This window comes from Parabacteroides gordonii MS-1 = DSM 23371 (genome assembly GCF_000969825.1).
Taxonomy (GTDB): domain Bacteria; phylum Bacteroidota; class Bacteroidia; order Bacteroidales; family Tannerellaceae; genus Parabacteroides; species Parabacteroides gordonii.
In genome coordinates this window covers 2326458-2346121 of sequence record NZ_KQ033919.1, presented here as the reverse complement: position 1 = coordinate 2346121, position 19664 = coordinate 2326458, and the positions used below count along the sequence as shown (strand labels likewise).

Here is a 19664-nt window from a genome sequence, read left to right as displayed (position 1 = left end):
TTCTTAAAATTGAAAATAAATAAAATTGGAAGAATCAGCCCCAAAGAAATAAATAGAAAAGAGTATACCGGCATAGATTGAATATCTGACAAATGAACTTTGTATATTCTCTATATCCAACCCAAAAGGTTTATTCCTGTTCACCCATTCTACACACAACAGAATAACGATGAATGCGAGTGATAACATAGCAGTTACATTATTAGCACCACTCACTTTAGGTATTCTCAACAAAGAAGACGAAAATATATTATTAATATAATCGAACGCAACAGAAAGCGTTTCAGCCCTGAACACGATCCATCCCAGGGTAACGAACCCAAAAGTAATTAACATCGAAACAACGGGAGGAAACATACCAGAATCAGCTTGTTTCCTCTTATCCAGCAATAACAAAGGAATAAATAAAAGACCATGATATATTCCCCAGGTTACAAATGTCCAGTTTGCTCCATGCCATAATCCACTCAATAGGAATATAATCAGAATATTACGTATATGTTTATACTGGCCCTTTCTGCTACCTCCCAAAGGTATATACACATAATCGACAAACCAGGTGTTTAATGAGATATGCCATCTACGCCAGAAATCAATAATATTTCTTGAAAAATAAGGATAGTTGAAATTCTGCTTTAATGTTATGCCGAACAACCGGGCTGTACCAATCGCAATATCCGAATAGCCGGAAAAATCCCCATATATCTGGAAAGCAAACAAAACAGCACCTAAGACCAACGTACTGGCTGAATAATTCATATAATTACCGAATACATCATTGACTACCAATGCACAGTTATCAGCAATTACCATCTTTTTAAAAAATCCCCACAGGATTTGCCGCATACCATCTACAGCCTCCCCATAAGTAAACACCCGCGGTTTATAAAACTGAACCAACAAATTAGTAGCCCTTTCGATAGGCCCGGCAACCAATTGAGGGAAAAAACTTACAAAAGCAAAGAAAGCTACAATGTCCTTAGTAGGTTTCAATCTCCTTCTATATACATCGATCGTATAGCTTAAAGCCTGGAAAGTATAAAAACTTATACCAACCGGAAGAATAATCTGTAAGGTTGATTTATGCAAAGCGATCCCTATAAATGAAAAAGCTTCAACAAAGTTATCAACAAAGAAATTGAAGTATTTAAAAAATCCTAGGATAGCTAAATTCAGGAAAATATTGGTTCCGGTTATCCATCTGCATTTCTTTCGGACAGATGGCGTATCTTCCGATAATGAGTTTCCCTCTCTCGCCTTTTCAATCGCTACACCGCTCAACCAGCTACAAAAGGAAGTAAATGCAATCAATATCAGAAAACGCCAGTCCCACCATCCGTAAAACAGATAGCTGACAATTACTATAAACAGATTTTGTAATTTTATCTTCCTGTTGAATACAAACCAGTATAACAAAAATACAATAGGAAGATAAATTAGAAACTCTATCGAATTAAATAACATATGTCTCTGTTCTGCGGATGATGGGACAATTATACTATTACAATCCTAACTTCTCAGAAATCTCCAGCATCTTTCTGATCGGTCTGATTGCTTTCTTTTGTACCTCTTCGTCCACAAATATTTCAGGCATTTCAAACTTCAGACAGTTATAAAGCTTCTCCATCGTATTCAAACGCATAAAATTACATTCGTTGCAGGCACATGTGCTATCATTGGGAGGAGCCGGAATAAACTCTTTATCCGGACTCTTTTTTCTCATTTCGTGAATAACACCACTTTCCGTCGCTACAATGAACTGTTTCTTATCCGACTTGATAGTATGCTTCAAAAGAGCGGCAGTCGAACCAACGAAGTCTGACACCTGTATAATAGGCTGTTTACATTCCGGGTGAGTAATCACATCCGCATCCGGATATTGTTTCTTTACTTCCAGTATCTTTTCTAACGAGAATTCTTCGTGGACATGGCAAGCACCATCCCAAAGCAACATATTACGTCCGGTAATACTGTTTATATAATTCCCCAGGTTACGATCCGGGCCGAAGATCATCTTTGTTCCTTCCGGAAAACTTTCTACGATCTGACGGGCATTCGTAGAAGTTACTACCACATCCGTAACAGCCTTTACCGCAGCTGTCGTATTTACATACGAAATAACCACATGATCCGGATGCTGCTTTACAAATTCAGCAAATTCCGGAGCCGGACAACTATCTGCCAGAGAACAGCCGGCATTCAGGTCAGGAACCAGAACTTTTTTATCCGGACACAATATCTTAGCCGTTTCACCCATAAAATGAACGCCACAGAGAACTATTATATCTGCCGTAGTCTTGGCAGCCCACTGGGCTAAAGCCAAACTATCCCCAACAAAGTCTGCTATATCCTGTATATCACCAGTTTGATAATAATGCGCTAAAATAATAGCGTTCTTTTCTTTGCGAAGTTTATCAATGGCTTCCTTCAGATCCATATCTTTGGGAACCGGTGCATCCATATATCCGATCGATTGATTTGTCAACATGATTTATCTATTATATTATTCTTAATTTTAATTCTAAAGATAAATAGGATGTATATAATATCCTGTTAAAATGGTTCATATAATAATCGCCCATACCTCATTCCGAGGATATAAATAGTATATCAACAAAGTTATCATCAGGCTTTATAGCTGATAATCTTTATATTAATATACTTATCAACTCACTGTTGATAATATGCAAAGGTAAAAACTTTATTCATTTCAGCCATCGAAAGCAGTGTAAAACAATCTTTAAAAGAACGGGGAAAGTATCGATTCATAGTTATCAGCCATTCCGATAATTCTCTTATACAATATCTTCAATGACTAAAACAAACTAATTTTATTACTGTTTACCAACCAGATGTTCACAAGTTATAAGAATAGTATCACAATATATGATACTGGTTTAGCATATATTGTAATAATGGAGTATCATATATTGTGATACAACTCTTATCCTACCCGACTTCAATACCTGATATGAAATTGTAAAAGAGTAGATCGGTCTTCGATAATGCTACCGGTTCTTCCTTGCCTCTCTCCTAGTTATCCACAATTATATATTATATTAATATTAATCTTTAATTTAAAAATAAAATATGATGTATATGATATGCTGTTGAAACAGTTAATACATTTTTGTTACAATACTTGCCTGAGGAGTTATTAAAGTATATGAACTACTTATCAAAACGATACCAACAATATAAAAGATAGCTTCTGTACTGTTTTTCTTTATTTTATGGACTTTATTAGTTTTATGTTGATAACTGGTCGTGTGAAAAAGTTTATCTCTGTTGATGGGTGTTGATACGTGTATAACCACTGTTAATAGCTCTTCATAAATAATAGGTTATAAATGTTGCGTGTTCGGAATGAGGAGGAGTATAGATAAGAATCTGAATAATGCAAGAACTTTTTTTCATTTTCTGTTCACTACTTATCAATACCTTTTCAACGGCATATCCACATTAATTAGCTACTTTTGCAGCTAAAGAAAAAGTTATGCGTAAATTAAAAATAACAGAACTGAACCGTCTTACTCCGGAGGCCTTTAAAGAAAGTAAGAAGATACCGTTAATCGTTGTGCTCGACCATGTTAGGAGTCTGAATAATGTCGGATCTGTCTTTCGTACTTCAGATGCCTTTAAGGTAGAGGCTATTTATTTATGTGGTATTACGGCTTGTCCGCCCCATGCGGAGATCCATAAGACAGCTTTAGGAGCTGAAGAAACTGTAGACTGGAAATATTTTAAAGATACACACGATGCTGTTGATAACCTGAAGCAACAAGGGTATATCGTTTGTGCAGTAGAACAGGCTGAAGGTAGTGTTATGCTTGATAAATTGCTGTTAGACAGAGATAAAAAATATGCTGTTATCATGGGAAACGAAGTAAAAGGCGTTCAACAATCTGTTGTTGATAACTGTGATATGTGTATTGAAATACCCCAATACGGAACTAAACACTCGCTGAATGTATCGGTAACGACCGGGATTGTTATCTGGGATTTCTTTAAGCAATTATCAGATTAATCCTCTTTCAACCATAATAACGACCCGTTCGGTCATGGCATCTTTTCCTTTCGGGTCGTATTCGGATTTCAGGCTGGCTCCGAACATTCCGGCAAACAAATTCCAGAAGCCTGCCCTGAAACCGCCCAGGTAAGCTTTCAACAAGTTATAACTGGATTGGTTACATTCCCTGTCAATCAGCTTGATAAGTAATTTACCTTGTGAGAAGGTCAGCTTTTTAAGCTCCGGTTTATATTCTTTGAACAGATCTTTTTCCATACGTTTCAAATGTTCCTGGCGTGCTTTGTCATCAGGGAGCGTTTCCATATATTCGTATGTCTCTATTAAAGTTTCATATACCATTTTGGCATAGGGTAATGTGCGTTTTACATCTCGAACCAGTTTATTATATTTCTGTTGTTCACGATTGTTCTTAAAACGCATCTGCGGAAATATAAATACTTCCTGAAGATTGACAACGGGAACCGTATCCTTCCCGTCCAGATAAGCTCTTTGCACTCCTTCGGGAAGTGTGTTTATTTTTAGTTTCTGTGCTTGACCAGCTGTAACACAGAGTAAAAACATAACCACAATCTTATACCATCTCACCTTTGTCATAGCCTACAAAAATAGGTGATTTAGTAATAGCCTGTGCAGGTTTTACAGAATTTGACTAATTATATGGAAATGATGATTTACTTGTTAATAAGTTGTCAACTTAATAAGTTTCATTATATTTGTGGCAATTCTGAATTATAACAAAACAAATTGACTATGAACATTGAATAATATTGTTAGCATTTAATTGCACTTATATATTAACAACCAAAAATATCTTATCTATGAAACTATTAATCCTATCCCTGTTATTGGGAGTTTTCCCTTGTTTGTATGCTGTTAATAACTTACGTTTGCCTGACATGCGTAGCATGGGAATGGGCGGATGTGCTGTGACTCAATCTTTCCTTTTTAATCCAGCACTAATTGGGTTGGAATCTTGTAAGAGTATCGATATCAACTATTTTAACCGTTATGGACTAAAGGAGCTGGGAACTGTTGGTCTTTCATTTTCTTATCCTAATAATGTTCTTCCTTTTGGTGTTAATATCTCTTCTTTCGGGTATGATCAATATAGGGAAAGTATGTTCCGGCTTTTCTTCGGAAGATCTTTAAATGATAAATGGAGTATCGGCATAAGTATCCAGTATTCGATCGTACAGACAGAATTGACGGAAGAACATCCACAATACTTGTCAACTGATATCGGTATCAGTTATTCTCCGGTTGAAAAGCTGTTGATTGGTATGTTGATAATGGATTTTCCTTCTGTTGCTGTTAAGAAAGAAAATACTGAAATAGATTATTTTAGGGGATATTCTTTGCAAATAGGTTTTCAATGGGAAGTAATTAACAGCTTGTTGATAATAGGAAATGTGGGAACGAATAAACATACTACATTAACAGGTAACATCGGTTTAGAATATCAATTGTATAAACAATTCTATGTGCGGGCTGGAATGCAGACAACCCCTCTCCTTCCCACTATCGGTGTCGGATATCGATTTTCCGGTTTCACTGCTGATGTTGCGACCGTGTATCATCCGATGTTAGGTATTAGTACCGGTATAGGTTTGAAGTATTCATTTTAAAACTATATAACTATGAAAAAGTTGTTTATAACCCTGTTGGTATATCTGTTGATAAATAGTTATCATCTTAATAGTCAGAACATATATTCTGTTGATAAGTGGATGGAATATATAGAAGAAATGGCTTCTGAAACAGATGATGAAGCTCGTATTGAAAATCTTTATTCCGACCTTTCTTATCTGGCTGAACATCCTTTTGAACTGAATAGTGTAACTAAAGAGGAGTTAAGTCGTCTGCCCTTTTTATCGGATCAGCAAATAGAACAGGTTATCTTTTACCGGAACGAGTATGGAAAGTTGGTAACCCTTTATGAACTGAAAAATGTCGAAGGGTTAGATTTCCAGACAATATCACTTTTACTCTCTTTTGTTTATATTGCAGATATTTCTGTTGATAAACGTCCGTTTTCTGTTAAGAACATGTTGAAGTACAGTTCTAATGAATTGCAAATCAGATATGATCAATGTTTTCAACAGAAAAAGGGATATTGTTCATATCCGGATAGTATTTTACAGCAATATCCGAACCGGAAATATTTGGGTGAACCTTTTTATCATTCCCTTCGTTATTCATATGCTTTTGATGAAAGGCTTCAATTTGGAGTTGTAGCGGAAAAAGATGCCGGTGAACCTTTTTGGAACCAATATCATAAAGGGTATGATTATTATTCGGTACATCTTTTTTTGAAAGATATGAATAAGTGGTTGAAAAGTCTTGCAGTCGGTGATTATAAGATATCTTTTGGGCAGGGATTGGTTATCAGTAATGATTTCTCTCCTAGCCGCAGTTCTATTGTAGCTCAGGCCGAACGACGTACAAATGGATTTCGCCGTCACTTATCAACGAATGAAAATGACTATTTTCGTGGAGTGGCTTCTACCATTTCAATTAAAGATTTTGATATCAGCCTGTTCTATTCTTTTAGGAAACTGGACGCAGGTGTTAATAACTACGAAGTAAGTTCGTTTAAAACAGATGGTCTGCATCGGTTGGTACGTGACCGGGAGAAGTTACGGACAGTACCTATGCATACGTATGGAGGAAATATTCGATATGCAACTTCTCATGTTCATTTCGGAGTAACCGTACTATCCTATTCTTTTGGGAATTATCAGATACAGCCGGATTTAAAACCGTACAATCTTTTTTATTTTCGTGGAAACAGGAATATGAACATCAGTGTAGATTATATGTTGAAAACGAATAAGCTTAAGTTTTATGGAGAAACAGCCGTATCATCCAATAAGGCAATAGCTACTTTGAATGCTTTCCAATTGACGCCTGTCTCCTATTTATCGTTATTATTGCTCCATCGTTATTATGACAGACGTTATCAAACTTTCTTTGGAAATGCTTTTGGTCAGAACTCTACCGTTCAGAACGAACAGGGTGTTTATACCGGAATGCAATGGACACCGTTCGCTCATTTTAAACTATCCTTATATGCGGACTTATTTCGTTTTCCCTGGTTAAAATATGGAGTTGACTCACCTTCTTCCGGGAAGGAATACATGGTACAATTGGATTATAATTCGGGTAAGAATCTTGCAGCTTACGTGCGTTATAAATATAGAAAGAAGGAAAAGAACCAGACATTGGAAAATGAATCGACACAAAGTATATTACCTTATTCACAGCAACGTTTCCGGTTTCAACTATTATATGGATCGCAACCGGCATGGATGTTGAAAACTTCGGTAGATGGTGTTTATTATGATGAACATAAAGGTAAACATAGCTTTGGATGGATGGTTTCGCAGAGTGCAGGCTGGAAACCGTCTTCCCTTCCCTTTCAGTCTGATTTTTATATTGGTTACTTCCATACTGATGATTATTACAGTCGGATAAGTTCCTATGAAAAGAATATTCTTTATGCTTTCAATATGCCTTCTTTTTATGGAAAGGGTATCCGGCTTTCTGTTTCCTTTCGTTGGGATCTGTTGAAAAAGTTATCCCTTTCAGCTAAATTGGCTCACACTTATTACGCAGACCGGGACTTGATAGGTACAGACCAGGAAGAAATAGAAGGACATAATAAAACAGATTTGTATGTTCTTCTAAGATATAAATTTTAGAATAGGTTTTGTGGCTTTAATAATTCACTGAAATATTGTATGATTTTTTTATTTCTAAGCCTTATAATTTTATTTTGAAGGTATGGTCAAGAGAGTCCTTCAATATTTTAGTGAATTTTTCAGCTCCTTCTTCTGATAAATGATCGCCATCGCTAAAGTCTTTATCATTGAATCTAACATCTTTCAGAAAATCAAGATAGAATACATTTTTGTGATCTTCAGTTATCTCTGTTGCTATGGAATATATTTGATTAAGCTGATGTTCATCCAGGTGTTCATAGTAAGTGTGCCAGGTTGGTGTAGTGACGAGGATTAATTTTATCTGCCGGTTTTCGCAAAACTGAATGATCTTATTCAGAAATTTAAGGTTATCAGTCAAACTTTCCTGATTATTTAGCGTATGCCGTTTTGCTGCTTTTATGCCACTTATGTTCAAATCGTCTTTTGAAGGAATATTCACTCTGAATCCTAATGGAGAGCATTGTAGAGAACCATCTCTTAAATATTCCCTTACTTTTTCATAAGTAATGTTGCTTGTGATTTCCATACTGTATTTGTATTTTTCATATCCTATATAAATCCCGTAATATTTTAAACGTGGCTTATCTGTATAATCCATTTTATCCTGAAGCGTACAATAAGAAAAAGAAAGGATCACTTGTTTTAATTCAGCATATATGTCTTCATATTTAGTCAATATAAAATAGTCACGCTCCAGATCCTGAGAAGAGTTTGCGAAGTTAAAGGCATTGTTCGTTAAAAAGAAAGGATTGATTCCCGACATGCAATGTGAATTACCCACTATGAGCGTATTCAAATTGTTGGCATGTTGTAACATCCATTCATTTTTATATTTGTAAGTATTTGGTATTTGCCGGATTGCATACTCTAATATGATGAATATCACTATAAGGGGAATGATAAAAATAACCAATTGTTTTATAAAGTTTTTCATGACAAATCAGAATTGAAAGTAAATAAAGTCAGTAGGTGTACCTTGTAAAAAGACAATTACAAAAATCAGTATATAATAAATTCCCCAGCGGATTGCAGGTGATTTTATTTCCCCATTTATCTGTAAACCATGTTCTTTTTCCCGCTGTATCCATTCAATGATAAATAACAACAGACAATATATCAGGGCTCGTTTACCGTATGGAAATGATATTTCAAACAAAGAGGGAGAAAGAATTCGTAACAGATAGTCAGATGCTTCGGTTATATTATTTGCCCGAAAAATAATCCATCCAATAACGACAAAGAAGAATGTTAAAAGTACTTGTACGGTTTCTTTCAAAGAAGGTAATAATTTGCCTTCGGCTACAATGTTTTTTGTATATCTTCGGTTTTTGTTGAGTAATAGGAGAGGTATGAATAAGAGTGCATGATAAATACCCCATACTATAAATGTCCAGTTTGCCCCATGCCAAAGTCCGCTGATAATGAATATGATAAATGTATTTCTTATTGCTTTCGTTTTCTGGCAGCGACTTCCACCCAGAGGTATATAAATATAATTGCGAAACCAAGTACTTAATGAAATATGCCAACGTCTCCAAAACTCAGAAATGTCTCTTGAAAAATAAGGATAATTGAAATTCTTCATTAAATCGATACCAAATAAGCGGGAACATCCGATAGCAATATCCGAATACCCGGAAAAATCTCCATATATTTGAAAAGCAAATAAAATACCTCCAAGCAGAAGAGTAAAACTACTTTGGTATTGATAGCTGTTCCAGATTTCATTGACTGCTATTGCACAGTTATCTGCAATTATCATTTTCTTGAAAAACCCCCATAACATCTGCTGACAACCATCTATTGCCTTATGATAATCGAATGTACGTTGTTTGTAAAATTGAGGAAGTAAGCCGGTAGCTCTTTCTATAGGGCCTGCTACTAATTGTGGAAAAAAGCTGACAAAAGCAAAAAATGCAACTGGATCATGACAAGCGGATATTTTCTTTTGATATACGTCGATACTATAACTTAATGCTTGAAGGGTATAAAAACTTATACCAACAGGGAGAAGTATATCTAATGTAATCCAATCCGGTTCAAATCCCAGTGCATTCAATGCTACTTTAATATTTGCACTGAAGAAATCAAAGTATTTGAAAGTCCCCAGGATGCCAATATTAAGTAATATATTAATCGTATTGATTATATTTTGTTTATTTCGGTGGCCTTCAGCTTGTTCGATAAGCAGGCCACTAACAAAACAAAAGGCACTGGTCAGTATGATAAGAAGAAGAAAACGAACATCCCACCAGCCATAAAATATATAGCTTGCCAGTATAACAAGACAGTTTTGCCACTTTAAATTCTTATTTGCTAACCAATATAATAGGAATATGATTGGCAGGAAGAAGATAAACTCTATAGAATTAAATAGCACAATAAGTAAACAATTACTGTCCTCAACTCCCTGAAGTGACAATTGTTAAGAAAGAAAACGTAGGAATTGACCAGATTTATCTATTCAATAGTTCATTCTCATAATTTATAATACATAGTTTATACGCGCTAATATATACACGCTTACCTATGAACAGGTAAACGCGAAATAGTAGCGAGTAAATAATACTATAAACTATGAAATATAAATTGAAAAGAATAAAGCCAGACGCTTTCTATTATAAATATCGCTGATAGCGCGATTATATTTAATTACAAAAATAGCGAAACATAATTTCATCATCTGTTTAATTAATAATAAATTATGTTTTAATAAAGTAATGGATAATTATCTAATTTTTATATGCTTCTTCATTGGTAGTATTAGGGTCTTTTGTAGCTTTGCATCCATAATTTATGGAAATATAGGAGTGTTCTTTGTTATATAAAGAACTTGATAGATAAAAACCAATATAATTATGTCAACAATTCTCTTTGATAAGATAGTATTCGGCCCGGTGCACAGCCGTCGGTTGGGAGTTTCTTTGGGTATGAATTTGCTTCCGGTGGACGGGAAGCTTTGTTCTTTCGATTGTATTTATTGCGAATGCGGCCTGAATGGAGAACGCCGTACGTATACCAAACTGCCGACTCGTGAAGAGGTGAAAGAAGCATTGATACAAAAGTTATCAACTATGCAAAGTGAAGGGATTGCTCCCGATGTGATTACTTTTGCAGGTAATGGGGAACCAACTATGCATCCTCAGTTTGAAGGAGTTATTGAAGATACGATTGCTACCCGTAACCGTTTTTTCCCGAAGGCAAAGATTGCGGTTTTATCGAATTCGACAATGCTTCATAAAGAAGGTGTATTCCGGGCATTGAATAAGATCGAAGATAATATCCTTAAACTCGACTCTGTACTGGACAGCCGTATACAGCAGTTGAATGTTCCGAATTCTCCCGCATTTACATTCGACAGATTGATGGAACAACTTTGCCGTTTCGAAGGAAACCTGATCATCCAGACCATGTTTCTGAAAGGGGAAGTTAACGGTCAGTCGGTTGATAACACCACAGAAACGGAACTGGAAGGCTGGCTCGAGGCTTTGAAGAAAATAAAACCGAAACAGGTAATGATCTATACTATCGATCGTGAAACTCCGCTGAAAGGTCTTCAGAAAGTTTCAAAAGAAACATTGGATGAAATAGCCGATCGTGCCCGCAAAGAAGGCTTCGATGTAACGGTTTCTTATTGATATTTTTTTTACTGTTTGATACAGCGAATCGTTTTTACTGTTTTATCGGCGTATAACCTGAAGAAATAAACGCCCTGTGATAGATTGCTTAGATTTATCTGTTCAGACGGGTTATTTATTTTCCGGATCATTTTTCCATCGGCGGTATAGATTTCGATAGATTTTACCTGTTGATGATTAATGATCCGTAATTGATCCTTGAATATTGTCGGAGTGATGGTTATTTCATCAGCTTCCGTAAGTTTTTCAGAGTTTACTTTTATTTCGTTAGCAGCTGTAATTTGTCTACTTTCATTTTTGTCATACAATGTTGAAACACTGTAAGAATGTGTGCCTGAAGTGATGTTTCTGTCTGTATATTGTAATGTAGAAGCAGAAACGGAAGCCAGTTTTTGCTGATTTTTGTAGATATTATATCCTGTGATAACAGGGAAAGCACTGCTGCGTGTAAGGGTTCCCTCTTCGGAAGTTACAACCGCTGATAAGATAAAGTTATTGTCCGTTTTCTCATTTTGCAAATATTCCCATTTCTCTCCGTCAAAAGAAATAAGATTCCCTTTTCCGTGAATGGACGGCCCACCGTCCATAAATGCGGGAGTCGACCGACTATATTTTTTTACATGGATAGAGACAATCAACTCCTGTCCGGCATCTATTACAAATGGAGTTCTCAACTGAACCGAATTTGATTTATTAGCTACCGGATTAGTTATTTCCTGGCTGTAAGTACGTTCCCCCTGCTTAATATAAATAGCATAGAAAGCGTTGGAAGCCGGAATAAAGTTAACACTGATCAACTTTTTCTTATGAAAATCCTTTAAATCTTTGGTATCCCATCTTTGACCGAAATAGAATGGAGTGTTTGTATAACCTATCTGTTTTGATGAATTTTGAGTTCCCCATCCGATAACTTGTTTGTATAAAGGAGCATTCCATTCAATCAGAATATTATTGGAAGATATGGTTTTTGAAGTCACATCTGTTGGCGGTTGATAATTTATTAAAGTCCCCTCCTCACCTGTCTGAGATAATCCTGCGAGGTTGACTGTACCTGTGTTCAGTGGATCGAGCCAGATATCCATGCGTTCGTTATCCGACTTACCGTATTTATTCCAGTGATAAAACAGTTTACCGTATATATTTCGCCCGTCCGTATAGCGGCAGGTGGAGTTACCACCGGTTAAGGTGCCTACTATCAGTTTGTTTTGGTTTAATAGAGGGGAACCGGATGAGCCACCTTCGGTTATAGAATGTCCATTGGGAGTCGGATCGAACACTACATTCCAGTGTGCATTTTGAGCTCCCGTTGTATTAGTATCATCCAGCCAAGTGACTGTTTCAACCGGATAACTGCCGAAGGTTGATATTTTCATGTAATCGGCGGATGGATGATGAATATTTACACCTGAATTTGCAGGTGTGTCCCTCCTGTCCCAACCATTGAAATAGACATTATAATCTTTAGGAATATCATTATTCAGTAATACTAAAAGTCCGTCGGAACCACCGTCGAGTGGGATACTGACTTTACGGGTACAGCCTACCATCGATTTCTGTTCCGTTACGGGAGAAGAATTATCGCATCCGGAATGTTCAAAATGAAAATGAAATACCCATTGGTTCAGATCCTCATCCGAAGCAATGGTATTGTTCTTAAGATCTTGAGAACAATGGAAAGCGGATAAAATATAAGGTTTCATATCCAAAGCCGTGTTATTTATTAAGGAGCCTGTACAAAGATAAGCCGCTGTTCCTATCTTCTGAACCATCTGGCAGACCCCGTTCTTTTCAGTCTGCCACTCCTCTCCTTCTTCGCAATTGATATTCACCATACAGGAACCGGATGTTCCGGGGCCGGTACTTTTTAACCCGGAGAAAACGGATAGATGATTGTATCCATATCCTATCTGATTGATTTTTATGCAGGCTGGTTCACCGGAAGGCGAGGGTTCATATTCCAGCGTGATATTATCGCCGGCTACGAATTCGGTAGCAAACGATTTTCCTGCTGGATTAGTTCGTGAAGTATACGCCCCTAGTAAATGAGTTTTCTCTGCATTATAAATGAACAGTTTTCCTCCTTCAGGTATGTAGAATGTATCATAATAAAGCATTAATGCGATAGCCCCTTTTGCCTGCAGATGCAGTTGCCATATTTTTTGTCCGGAAGACAAGGTAAGCCAATGGCCGGCATTATCCATATTCAGATCTGTATCTATCAAGGTAGAGACTGTTAATGGTGCTCCCTGGCTTACTTGCCAGGCATCCACCACTTTCATATCTTCCACACTGAAGTTTATAGGAATGTCAACTACCGGTAGTTGGCTTTTCAATGTATTCTGTTCATTGAAACTGGCTGGCATTCCCCCTTCGCTTATTTGAGATTTTACCTTATTAGTGCAAAACAAAAATAAACAGACAATACTTATATAAATGTAATGGCAAAAGAGGTTTTTACTATTCATTATAATTTAATATAGATACGTTTCTTATATAACCAATATCCGGGGATCCAGTTCAGAATAACAAAGAAAATAGCCCATACTAATGAACCGCCGAAGTTTCCGAATAAGGGAGCCAATATATCCGTATAAATATAAGATGCTATACCGCTTTTATCCAGTATGACAGCCAGTATATCGCCTTGTACATACAGGTATAACGGATTAATCCCGAATGATTCGAAAAATAATGACCATTTCTTTTTACCGTTAATGTCGATAATCCAGATCAATAAGGCCAGGAACAATGAACCGAATCCACAAGTGGTTAAAACAAAAGTACTGCTCCATAACTTTTTATTGATCGGACAACCGTAACTGAATAGAAATCCCAGAAACAGAATAATGCTTCCAAAGATAAACAAATTCCTGATAATTAATTCATTATTCTTTTTGCTGTCCAGAATTATTTTACCGGCATAGAAACCTAATAATACATGTGCGATACTTCCGAAACAGCTTAACAATCCTTCCGGATCAAAAGCAATACGTGTTCCGTCGGCCAGATAATCGTGATACATATGTGTGTTGCCAAACAGGGCACGGTCTACAACGGCAATGATATTATCTTCCGATAATGTGGTGCTTCCTGTTAGGGCCAGGAGTATCCAGTAGAATAAGAGTATCACGGTAGCCGTTTGCAGGATATATTTATGATTGACAGCCAACCCGATCAGTGAACCTGCACCATAAGCCAATGCAAGGCGTTGCATAACACCGAGGATACGAAGGTTTTCAAAGTGGGTGAATCCGTTATAACAGATATGGGAGAAAAGGTTCAGTCCGAATCCGACCAGAAAGATAAGTGCTGTCCGCTTCAATACCTTCGTAACACTTTCTTTGGATAGTTTGAAATTATATTTCCGCAATGAAAAGAACATCGAAACTCCCATGATGAACATAAAGAACGGAAAGACCAGATCGGTAGGAGTGAGACCGTTCCAGGATGCATGCCGTAAAGGAGCATATACATATTCCCAGGTTCCGGGATTATTCACCATGATCATTCCTGCAATTGTGATACCTCTCATTACATCCAACGAGAGTAATCTTCCTGATTGTGCCATATCTTAGATTTTAGGTTTGTAAAGACGCAAATGTAATGGAAAAAAGAATAGGGTAGTATTATTAAAAAATAAAACACGAACTTTCAGTACAATCAACCTTATGTTTTTGTACATTTATACGGCATTTTTTAGTGGCTTACAATTGTGAGCCGTATGGCCGATAATTATCAACCGTATGGTTGATGATTATAAGCCATACGGTTGATGGTTGTTAACCGCTGATTAGTCGCCATAGTAATTCTATTTAATAAGTAGGGTAATTGGAAATATATCTGGTCTTTTAAGGAATGCTTATATAGCTGAGTTGTCTGCTGAGATCAAACCATGTTGTATAGAATTTGTATTATTTATCCTTTTGCTGTTTCTTTTTTATTGATTAATATTGTGTCGATAATATAACGTTTATGAAAAATACGATTTATCTAGTATTATTATTAACTGTATTTTTTACAGGTTGCCGAAACGAAATCAAAGAACAGCAATTGATTGACCGTGCTGAAACTTTATTAGAAATTGATTCGGATAGTACTTATTTATTGTTAGATAGCATAACAATGGCCGATAATCTAAGTGATAAGTTATTAGCCCGGTGGTGTATGCTATATGGAAAAGCTGCTGATAAAGTACATAAAGATATGCCTTATGTATCTCAATTATTAAGGGCACGAACCTGGTATGAAAAACATGGAACACCTTACGAGCAGGCACAGATCGGTTTGTTTTTAGGACGATCATACGTAGAAGATAGAGAATATATGAAAGCTATGGATGCGTATACACAGGCATTGGATGTGGCTGAAAGGGCAAAGGAGTATAATGTGGCCGGGTATATTTGTTCGTATATGGGGGATTTATATGAATTGAAAGGATTCTTCCAGGAAACTTTAGACAAGTATAACCAATCTGCTGATTATTTTTTTAAAGCCGATAATAAACGAAGTTATGCGTTGGCATTGAAGTTCATGGCTCAAACACTGGCATTTGAGGATTCCTGCTCGCTGGCGTTGGATTATTTGTTGAAGGCGGATTCCATAGTAACAAGCATACAAGATTCGAGTGCAATGCCTTCTATTGCCAATGGGTTGGGTAATGTGTATAGTATGTTGGGAGATACGGAAAAAGCGGAAATGTATCTTTTAAAGTCTTTAGAAACCGATTCATTGGAGATGGCTACCAGTTATTCGGCATTAAGTGGATTATATATGGATATAGGAGATTTGGAAAAAGCGCGTTTGTATTTGGAAAAATCAAGAGGAGTGCCTATAACTAATCCATATACTCCGATTTCTTCTTTGTATACAGAATATGAAATAGAGAAAAAGTGTGGTAATACAGAACTTGCTTTATCTATTTTGGAACAATATGTGGAACAGGTCAATTCTATTTATAATTCCACTATTCATTTGGATGTATTAGATGCGGAAAAAAGATATAATCATGTATTATTATTGAATGAGAATACTAAACTTCATAACAGCAATCTTCTTATTATTATTACTATTATAGTTATTGGTTCGTTTCTATGTATTATCGTTTTGTATTACAATAATAGGAAAAACAAAATGTTATATGAACAAGAAGTCAAACTAAAAGAAAATGAAGAAAGAATATCCGTATTGTCTTATGAACTAGAGGAAAAAAAAAAGAAGTAATCCTACAGGAATCTATACATAATAGTGAATCAAAATTGAGTTCATTAAAAGATAATATAGTAAACATAGAGAAAGAGCTGAATTTACTAAAAGAGGAAAAAATGAAGAATGCTACTATTGTGAAAAAGATAATTAAACTATCCTCTAAAGTGGTTGCCGGTAACCAAGAGCCATTATTGACAAATAAAGATTGGCATAGTCTTATGGAATTGATTAACCAGACATATCATTCGTTTGATGAGTTTATATCTAATACTCCCCGTGGATTAACCCCAACAGAAATACAATATTGTTACCTTTCTTTTTTGAAACTGGATATAAACTCGGAAGCCATCTTACTAAATATAAATCCGGAATCCATAAGTAAACGTAGGTTACGCATACGCCAGAAGCTGGGTTATGCGGGAAGTGAAGTGTCATTTTATGAGTGTGTTTGTAAATAATTGGTTATTAGGTAGGTATCTTTATGCTTGTCCATAAGGTATTGTTTTAAATTATTGATTTTCATAAGGTGATTGTCCTTGTACATTTGGGGAAAATATGAGGTGTTTGTTTCTGTAAACATCTATGTTTGTAGTGGATTTAAAATGATAAAAAATTATGAAAACAAAGTTGTGTATTATTTTAAGTATGCTCATTGGTATGAGTGTAGTGAAGTTGAGTGCTCAAGTTCGTTTGGGGGCTGAGGTTGGTGTTAATATGGCTAGGTTAGGAGTGAAAGGAGATCATAGGCAGGTTCTGCCTGTAGGTGGTTTGACAATTGACTATCAGTTAGGGAATAATATAATGCTTTTAAGTGGAATCTATCATACAACGAAAGGTGCCAATGGTTTGGTGGATGGCAGTCGTGAATTAATGGTTCGTTTGGGGTATCTGGAATTGCCTGTCATGTTTGGCTACCGTATTCCGGTTGTTGAACATATATCTTTAGTTCCTCAGCTAGGGGCTTATTTTGCTTGTGGAGTAAATGGATATGGAGAGTTTGGGGCCAATTTTGTACATACGGGAATCGGTAATACAGATGGGATATGGTATAATCCGTTTGAACGTTTTGATTTAAAGACGGGAAAAAATGAATACATAGAACCTTTTGAACGCTTTGATTCCGGTTTACGATTTGCTCTAAGTGCCGAGGTATATAAGTTTAATTTATCTTTGGCTTATGACTTAGGGCTTAAAAAGACATGGAAAGAATTTGATCCGGATAATTATTTTAAGTATAAGAATAGAAGCGTAGCTATAACTATTGGATATAAATTCAATTTATAAGAATTGATGGGGAGACTTTCCTAAAGTTCTCCCCATTCATACATATTTATTTCTTTAGTAACTTTCAAAACTGAAAAAATAGATTTACCTTACTGCCTCTTCTGCCTTTCTGACCGCTTCGTTAATATTGGAACAAATATTTTCCGCACCGATCTTTTGGTCGAAGCCTGATTTGATCAATACACGGCGTACATCTTCATTTACCCCGGATAGGATCATGTGGATATTCTCCGCTTTCGATAAGCGGAATAAACTTTCGAGGTTATGCAGCCCTGTTGAATCCATGAACGGAACTTTACGCATACGGATAATACGCACTTTAGGTTTATCGCCTATGACTTTCATTACGTCATCGAATTTATTGGCGACACCGAAGAAGAATGGGCCGTCGATTTCATACACTTCAACCCCTTTCGGTAAAGTCAGCACCTCTTCGTCATGGTGTATCTCACCTTCATCGGACAGGTCTATTTCATCTTTGGACACTGAAACATGTGTTGTTTCAGCTACCCGTTTCATAAACAGGAACATGGCGATTAGCAGACCTATCTCGATAGCGATAGTCAGGTCGAATATCACTGTCAGGAAGAAGGTTACCAGCAAAACGGAAACATCGCTTTTCGGATTCTTCATCAACGAACGGAATGTGCGCCATTCACTCATATTATAAGAAACGATGATCAATACACCCGCCAGGCAGGCCATTGGGATATGTTTGGTCAGCGGGCCCAGAAATAAGAGGATCAATAGTAATACAATTGCATGGATAATACCGGCAACAGGCGTACGGCCACCGTTATTGATATTCGTCATCGTACGGGCAATAGCACCGGTAACCGGAATACCACCGAAAATAGGGACAATGATATTGGCAGCCCCTTGCGCAATCAGTTCGGTATTGGAATTATGTTTGTCTCCTGTCACACCATCTGCCACTGTTGCAGAAAGAAGCGATTCGATCGCCCCCAGCATGGCAATGGTAAATGCAGAAGGAAGCAACAGGTTGATCGTTTCCATATTGAAAGAAATAGCTTCCGGCTGTGGGAGAGAGGCATTGATGGTAAAACGGTCGCCGATCGTTTCTATGCCTGCAATACCCAGATGGTTACGCATGATATAGACAATAATTGTCATCACAATAATAGCGATCAGCGAACCCGGTATCTTCTTCGAGAATCTGGGTGAAACGGCTATAATGACGATGCTAATAATCCCGATGACGAACGACCAGGGATTAATTGTATGGAAATGTTCGAAATAAGCAATCCATTTGGAGATAAAATCGGCCGGAACCTTTTCCATCGTCAAACCGAACAGGTCTTTCATCTGTGTGGTAAAGATAGTCAGCGCAATACCACTGGTAAAACCGACTACGATAGGATAAGGAATGAACTTGATGACCGTTCCCAGCTTTAAAGCTCCCATTACCACCAATATAATTCCGGCTATAACTGTTGCTATGGCTAGTCCTTCGATACCGAAACTTTGTATAATACCGTATACGATTACAATGAAAGCTCCGGTCGGCCCACCGATCTGCACGGAACTTCCTCCTAGAAGAGAAACGATAAACCCACCGATTATTGCCGTGATCAATCCTTTTTCCGGACTTACTCCCGAAGCAATACCGAATGCGATGGCCAATGGAAGGGCAACAATACCCACGATGATCCCTGCCATCAGGTCGGTCATGAACTTTTCTTTGGAATAATTTTTCAGCGCCGATATAAGCTTGGGCTGAAAATCAATTTTGCTTTTCATTTTTCTGCCTAATGTGTTAAATTG

The 19664-nt window shown here is 36.8% G+C and carries 15 protein-coding genes; 7 read left to right on the top strand and 8 right to left on the bottom strand.

Features of this window, described 5'->3' with window-relative positions:
• Positions 1-3: 3 nt before the first annotated feature.
• Positions 4-1464: an MBOAT family O-acyltransferase gene (locus tag HMPREF1536_RS09160; protein WP_028730006.1), complete on the bottom strand. Its 1461-nt coding sequence runs from the start codon at positions 1462-1464 to the stop codon at positions 4-6.
• Positions 1465-1501: 37 nt separating this feature from the next.
• Positions 1502-2488 (bottom strand): quinolinate synthase NadA, encoded by a 987-nt coding sequence (gene nadA / locus HMPREF1536_RS09155; protein WP_028730007.1) that lies wholly within the window; start codon positions 2486-2488, stop codon positions 1502-1504.
• Positions 2489-3496: 1008 nt separating this feature from the next.
• On the opposite strand from nadA, the gene HMPREF1536_RS09150 reads away from it, so the two are divergent.
• Positions 3497-4027: an RNA methyltransferase gene (locus HMPREF1536_RS09150; protein ID WP_028730008.1), complete on the top strand. Its 531-nt coding sequence runs from the start codon at positions 3497-3499 to the stop codon at positions 4025-4027.
• On the opposite strand, the gene HMPREF1536_RS09145 is transcribed toward HMPREF1536_RS09150, so the two are convergent.
• Entirely contained in the window at positions 4019-4591 is a 573-nt protein-coding gene (locus HMPREF1536_RS09145; RefSeq protein WP_369800849.1) for a DUF4294 domain-containing protein, read from the bottom strand. The genes HMPREF1536_RS09150 and HMPREF1536_RS09145 overlap by 9 nt on opposite strands.
• A gap of 257 nt (positions 4592-4848) precedes the next feature.
• Here HMPREF1536_RS09145 and HMPREF1536_RS09140 point away from each other — a divergent pair, with 257 nt between their 5' ends.
• Positions 4849-5655: a PorV/PorQ family protein gene (locus HMPREF1536_RS09140; RefSeq protein ID WP_028730010.1), complete on the top strand. Its 807-nt coding sequence runs from the start codon at positions 4849-4851 to the stop codon at positions 5653-5655.
• 12 nt (positions 5656-5667) lie between these two features.
• On the top strand, positions 5668-7731 hold the full coding sequence (locus HMPREF1536_RS09135; RefSeq protein WP_028730011.1) for a helix-hairpin-helix domain-containing protein: 2064 nt from the start codon (positions 5668-5670) through the stop codon (positions 7729-7731).
• A 61-nt stretch (positions 7732-7792) separates the two neighbouring features.
• On the opposite strand, the gene HMPREF1536_RS09130 is transcribed toward HMPREF1536_RS09135, so the two are convergent.
• Both HMPREF1536_RS09130 and HMPREF1536_RS09125 read right to left on the bottom strand, forming a co-directional pair.
• On the bottom strand, positions 7793-8686 hold the full coding sequence (locus tag HMPREF1536_RS09130) for a DUF1574 family protein (RefSeq protein WP_028730012.1): 894 nt from the start codon (positions 8684-8686) through the stop codon (positions 7793-7795).
• Between the two features lie 6 nt (positions 8687-8692).
• Positions 8693-10132 carry an MBOAT family O-acyltransferase gene (locus HMPREF1536_RS09125; protein ID WP_028730013.1) on the bottom strand — a complete coding sequence of 480 codons (1440 nt, stop codon included), beginning with the start codon at positions 10130-10132 and terminating at the stop codon, positions 8693-8695.
• A gap of 478 nt (positions 10133-10610) precedes the next feature.
• Between HMPREF1536_RS09125 and HMPREF1536_RS09120 the strand changes: the two genes are divergently transcribed.
• On the top strand, positions 10611-11390 hold the full coding sequence (locus HMPREF1536_RS09120; RefSeq protein WP_028730014.1) for a radical SAM protein: 780 nt from the start codon (positions 10611-10613) through the stop codon (positions 11388-11390).
• An 8-nt stretch (positions 11391-11398) separates the two neighbouring features.
• Here the strand turns inward: HMPREF1536_RS09120 and HMPREF1536_RS09115 are convergent, their stop codons facing one another.
• Both HMPREF1536_RS09115 and HMPREF1536_RS09110 read right to left on the bottom strand, forming a co-directional pair.
• Positions 11399-13855 carry a T9SS type A sorting domain-containing protein gene (locus tag HMPREF1536_RS09115; RefSeq protein WP_044193537.1) on the bottom strand — a complete coding sequence of 819 codons (2457 nt, stop codon included), beginning with the start codon at positions 13853-13855 and terminating at the stop codon, positions 11399-11401.
• Complete coding sequence (locus tag HMPREF1536_RS09110) at positions 13855-14958, bottom strand: acyltransferase family protein (protein ID WP_028730016.1); 1104 nt, start codon at positions 14956-14958, stop codon at positions 13855-13857. The genes HMPREF1536_RS09115 and HMPREF1536_RS09110 overlap by 1 nt, the downstream gene beginning before the upstream one ends.
• A 404-nt stretch (positions 14959-15362) precedes the next feature.
• Here HMPREF1536_RS09110 and HMPREF1536_RS09105 point away from each other — a divergent pair, with 404 nt between their 5' ends.
• The 3 genes from HMPREF1536_RS09105 to HMPREF1536_RS09100 all read left to right on the top strand — a co-directional run bounded on the left by HMPREF1536_RS09105 (position 15363) and on the right by HMPREF1536_RS09100 (position 17879).
• Positions 15363-16610, top strand: coding sequence for a tetratricopeptide repeat protein (locus HMPREF1536_RS09105; protein WP_052349928.1), 1248 nt, complete (start codon positions 15363-15365; stop codon positions 16608-16610).
• 35 nt (positions 16611-16645) lie between these two features.
• Positions 16646-17053, top strand: coding sequence for a helix-turn-helix transcriptional regulator (locus HMPREF1536_RS26605; protein ID WP_052349929.1), 408 nt, complete (start codon positions 16646-16648; stop codon positions 17051-17053).
• Between the two features lie 157 nt (positions 17054-17210).
• On the top strand, positions 17211-17879 hold the full coding sequence (locus HMPREF1536_RS09100) for an outer membrane beta-barrel protein (protein WP_081693426.1): 669 nt from the start codon (positions 17211-17213) through the stop codon (positions 17877-17879).
• Between the two features lie 84 nt (positions 17880-17963).
• Here HMPREF1536_RS09100 and HMPREF1536_RS09095 read toward each other — a convergent pair whose 3' ends face one another.
• The gene (locus tag HMPREF1536_RS09095) at positions 17964-19640 is read right to left on the bottom strand and encodes a SulP family inorganic anion transporter (protein WP_028730018.1); all 1677 of its coding nucleotides are present in this window, start codon (positions 19638-19640) and stop codon (positions 17964-17966) included.
• Positions 19641-19664 lie beyond the last annotated feature (24 nt).

Excerpts from the sequence above, each read along its gene's own strand:
- HMPREF1536_RS09160 (WP_028730006.1), bottom strand. The coding sequence starts at position 1,464 with ATGTTATTTAATTCGATAGAGTTTCTAATTTATCTTCCTATTGTATTT.
- nadA (WP_028730007.1), bottom strand. The coding sequence starts at position 2,488 with ATGTTGACAAATCAATCGATCGGATATATGGATGCACCGGTTCCCAAA.
- HMPREF1536_RS09150 (WP_028730008.1), top strand. The coding sequence starts at position 3,497 with ATGCGTAAATTAAAAATAACAGAACTGAACCGTCTTACTCCGGAGGCC.
- HMPREF1536_RS09145 (WP_369800849.1), bottom strand. The coding sequence starts at position 4,591 with ATGTTTTTACTCTGTGTTACAGCTGGTCAAGCACAGAAACTAAAAATA.
- HMPREF1536_RS09140 (WP_028730010.1), top strand. The coding sequence starts at position 4,849 with ATGAAACTATTAATCCTATCCCTGTTATTGGGAGTTTTCCCTTGTTTG.
- HMPREF1536_RS09135 (WP_028730011.1), top strand. The coding sequence starts at position 5,668 with ATGAAAAAGTTGTTTATAACCCTGTTGGTATATCTGTTGATAAATAGT.
- HMPREF1536_RS09130 (WP_028730012.1), bottom strand. The coding sequence starts at position 8,686 with ATGAAAAACTTTATAAAACAATTGGTTATTTTTATCATTCCCCTTATA.
- HMPREF1536_RS09120 (WP_028730014.1), top strand. The coding sequence starts at position 10,611 with ATGTCAACAATTCTCTTTGATAAGATAGTATTCGGCCCGGTGCACAGC.
- HMPREF1536_RS09115 (WP_044193537.1), bottom strand. The coding sequence starts at position 13,855 with ATGAATAGTAAAAACCTCTTTTGCCATTACATTTATATAAGTATTGTC.
- HMPREF1536_RS09110 (WP_028730016.1), bottom strand. The coding sequence starts at position 14,958 with ATGGCACAATCAGGAAGATTACTCTCGTTGGATGTAATGAGAGGTATC.
- HMPREF1536_RS09105 (WP_052349928.1), top strand. The coding sequence starts at position 15,363 with ATGAAAAATACGATTTATCTAGTATTATTATTAACTGTATTTTTTACA.
- HMPREF1536_RS09100 (WP_081693426.1), top strand. The coding sequence starts at position 17,211 with ATGAAAACAAAGTTGTGTATTATTTTAAGTATGCTCATTGGTATGAGT.
- HMPREF1536_RS09095 (WP_028730018.1), bottom strand. The coding sequence starts at position 19,640 with ATGAAAAGCAAAATTGATTTTCAGCCCAAGCTTATATCGGCGCTGAAA.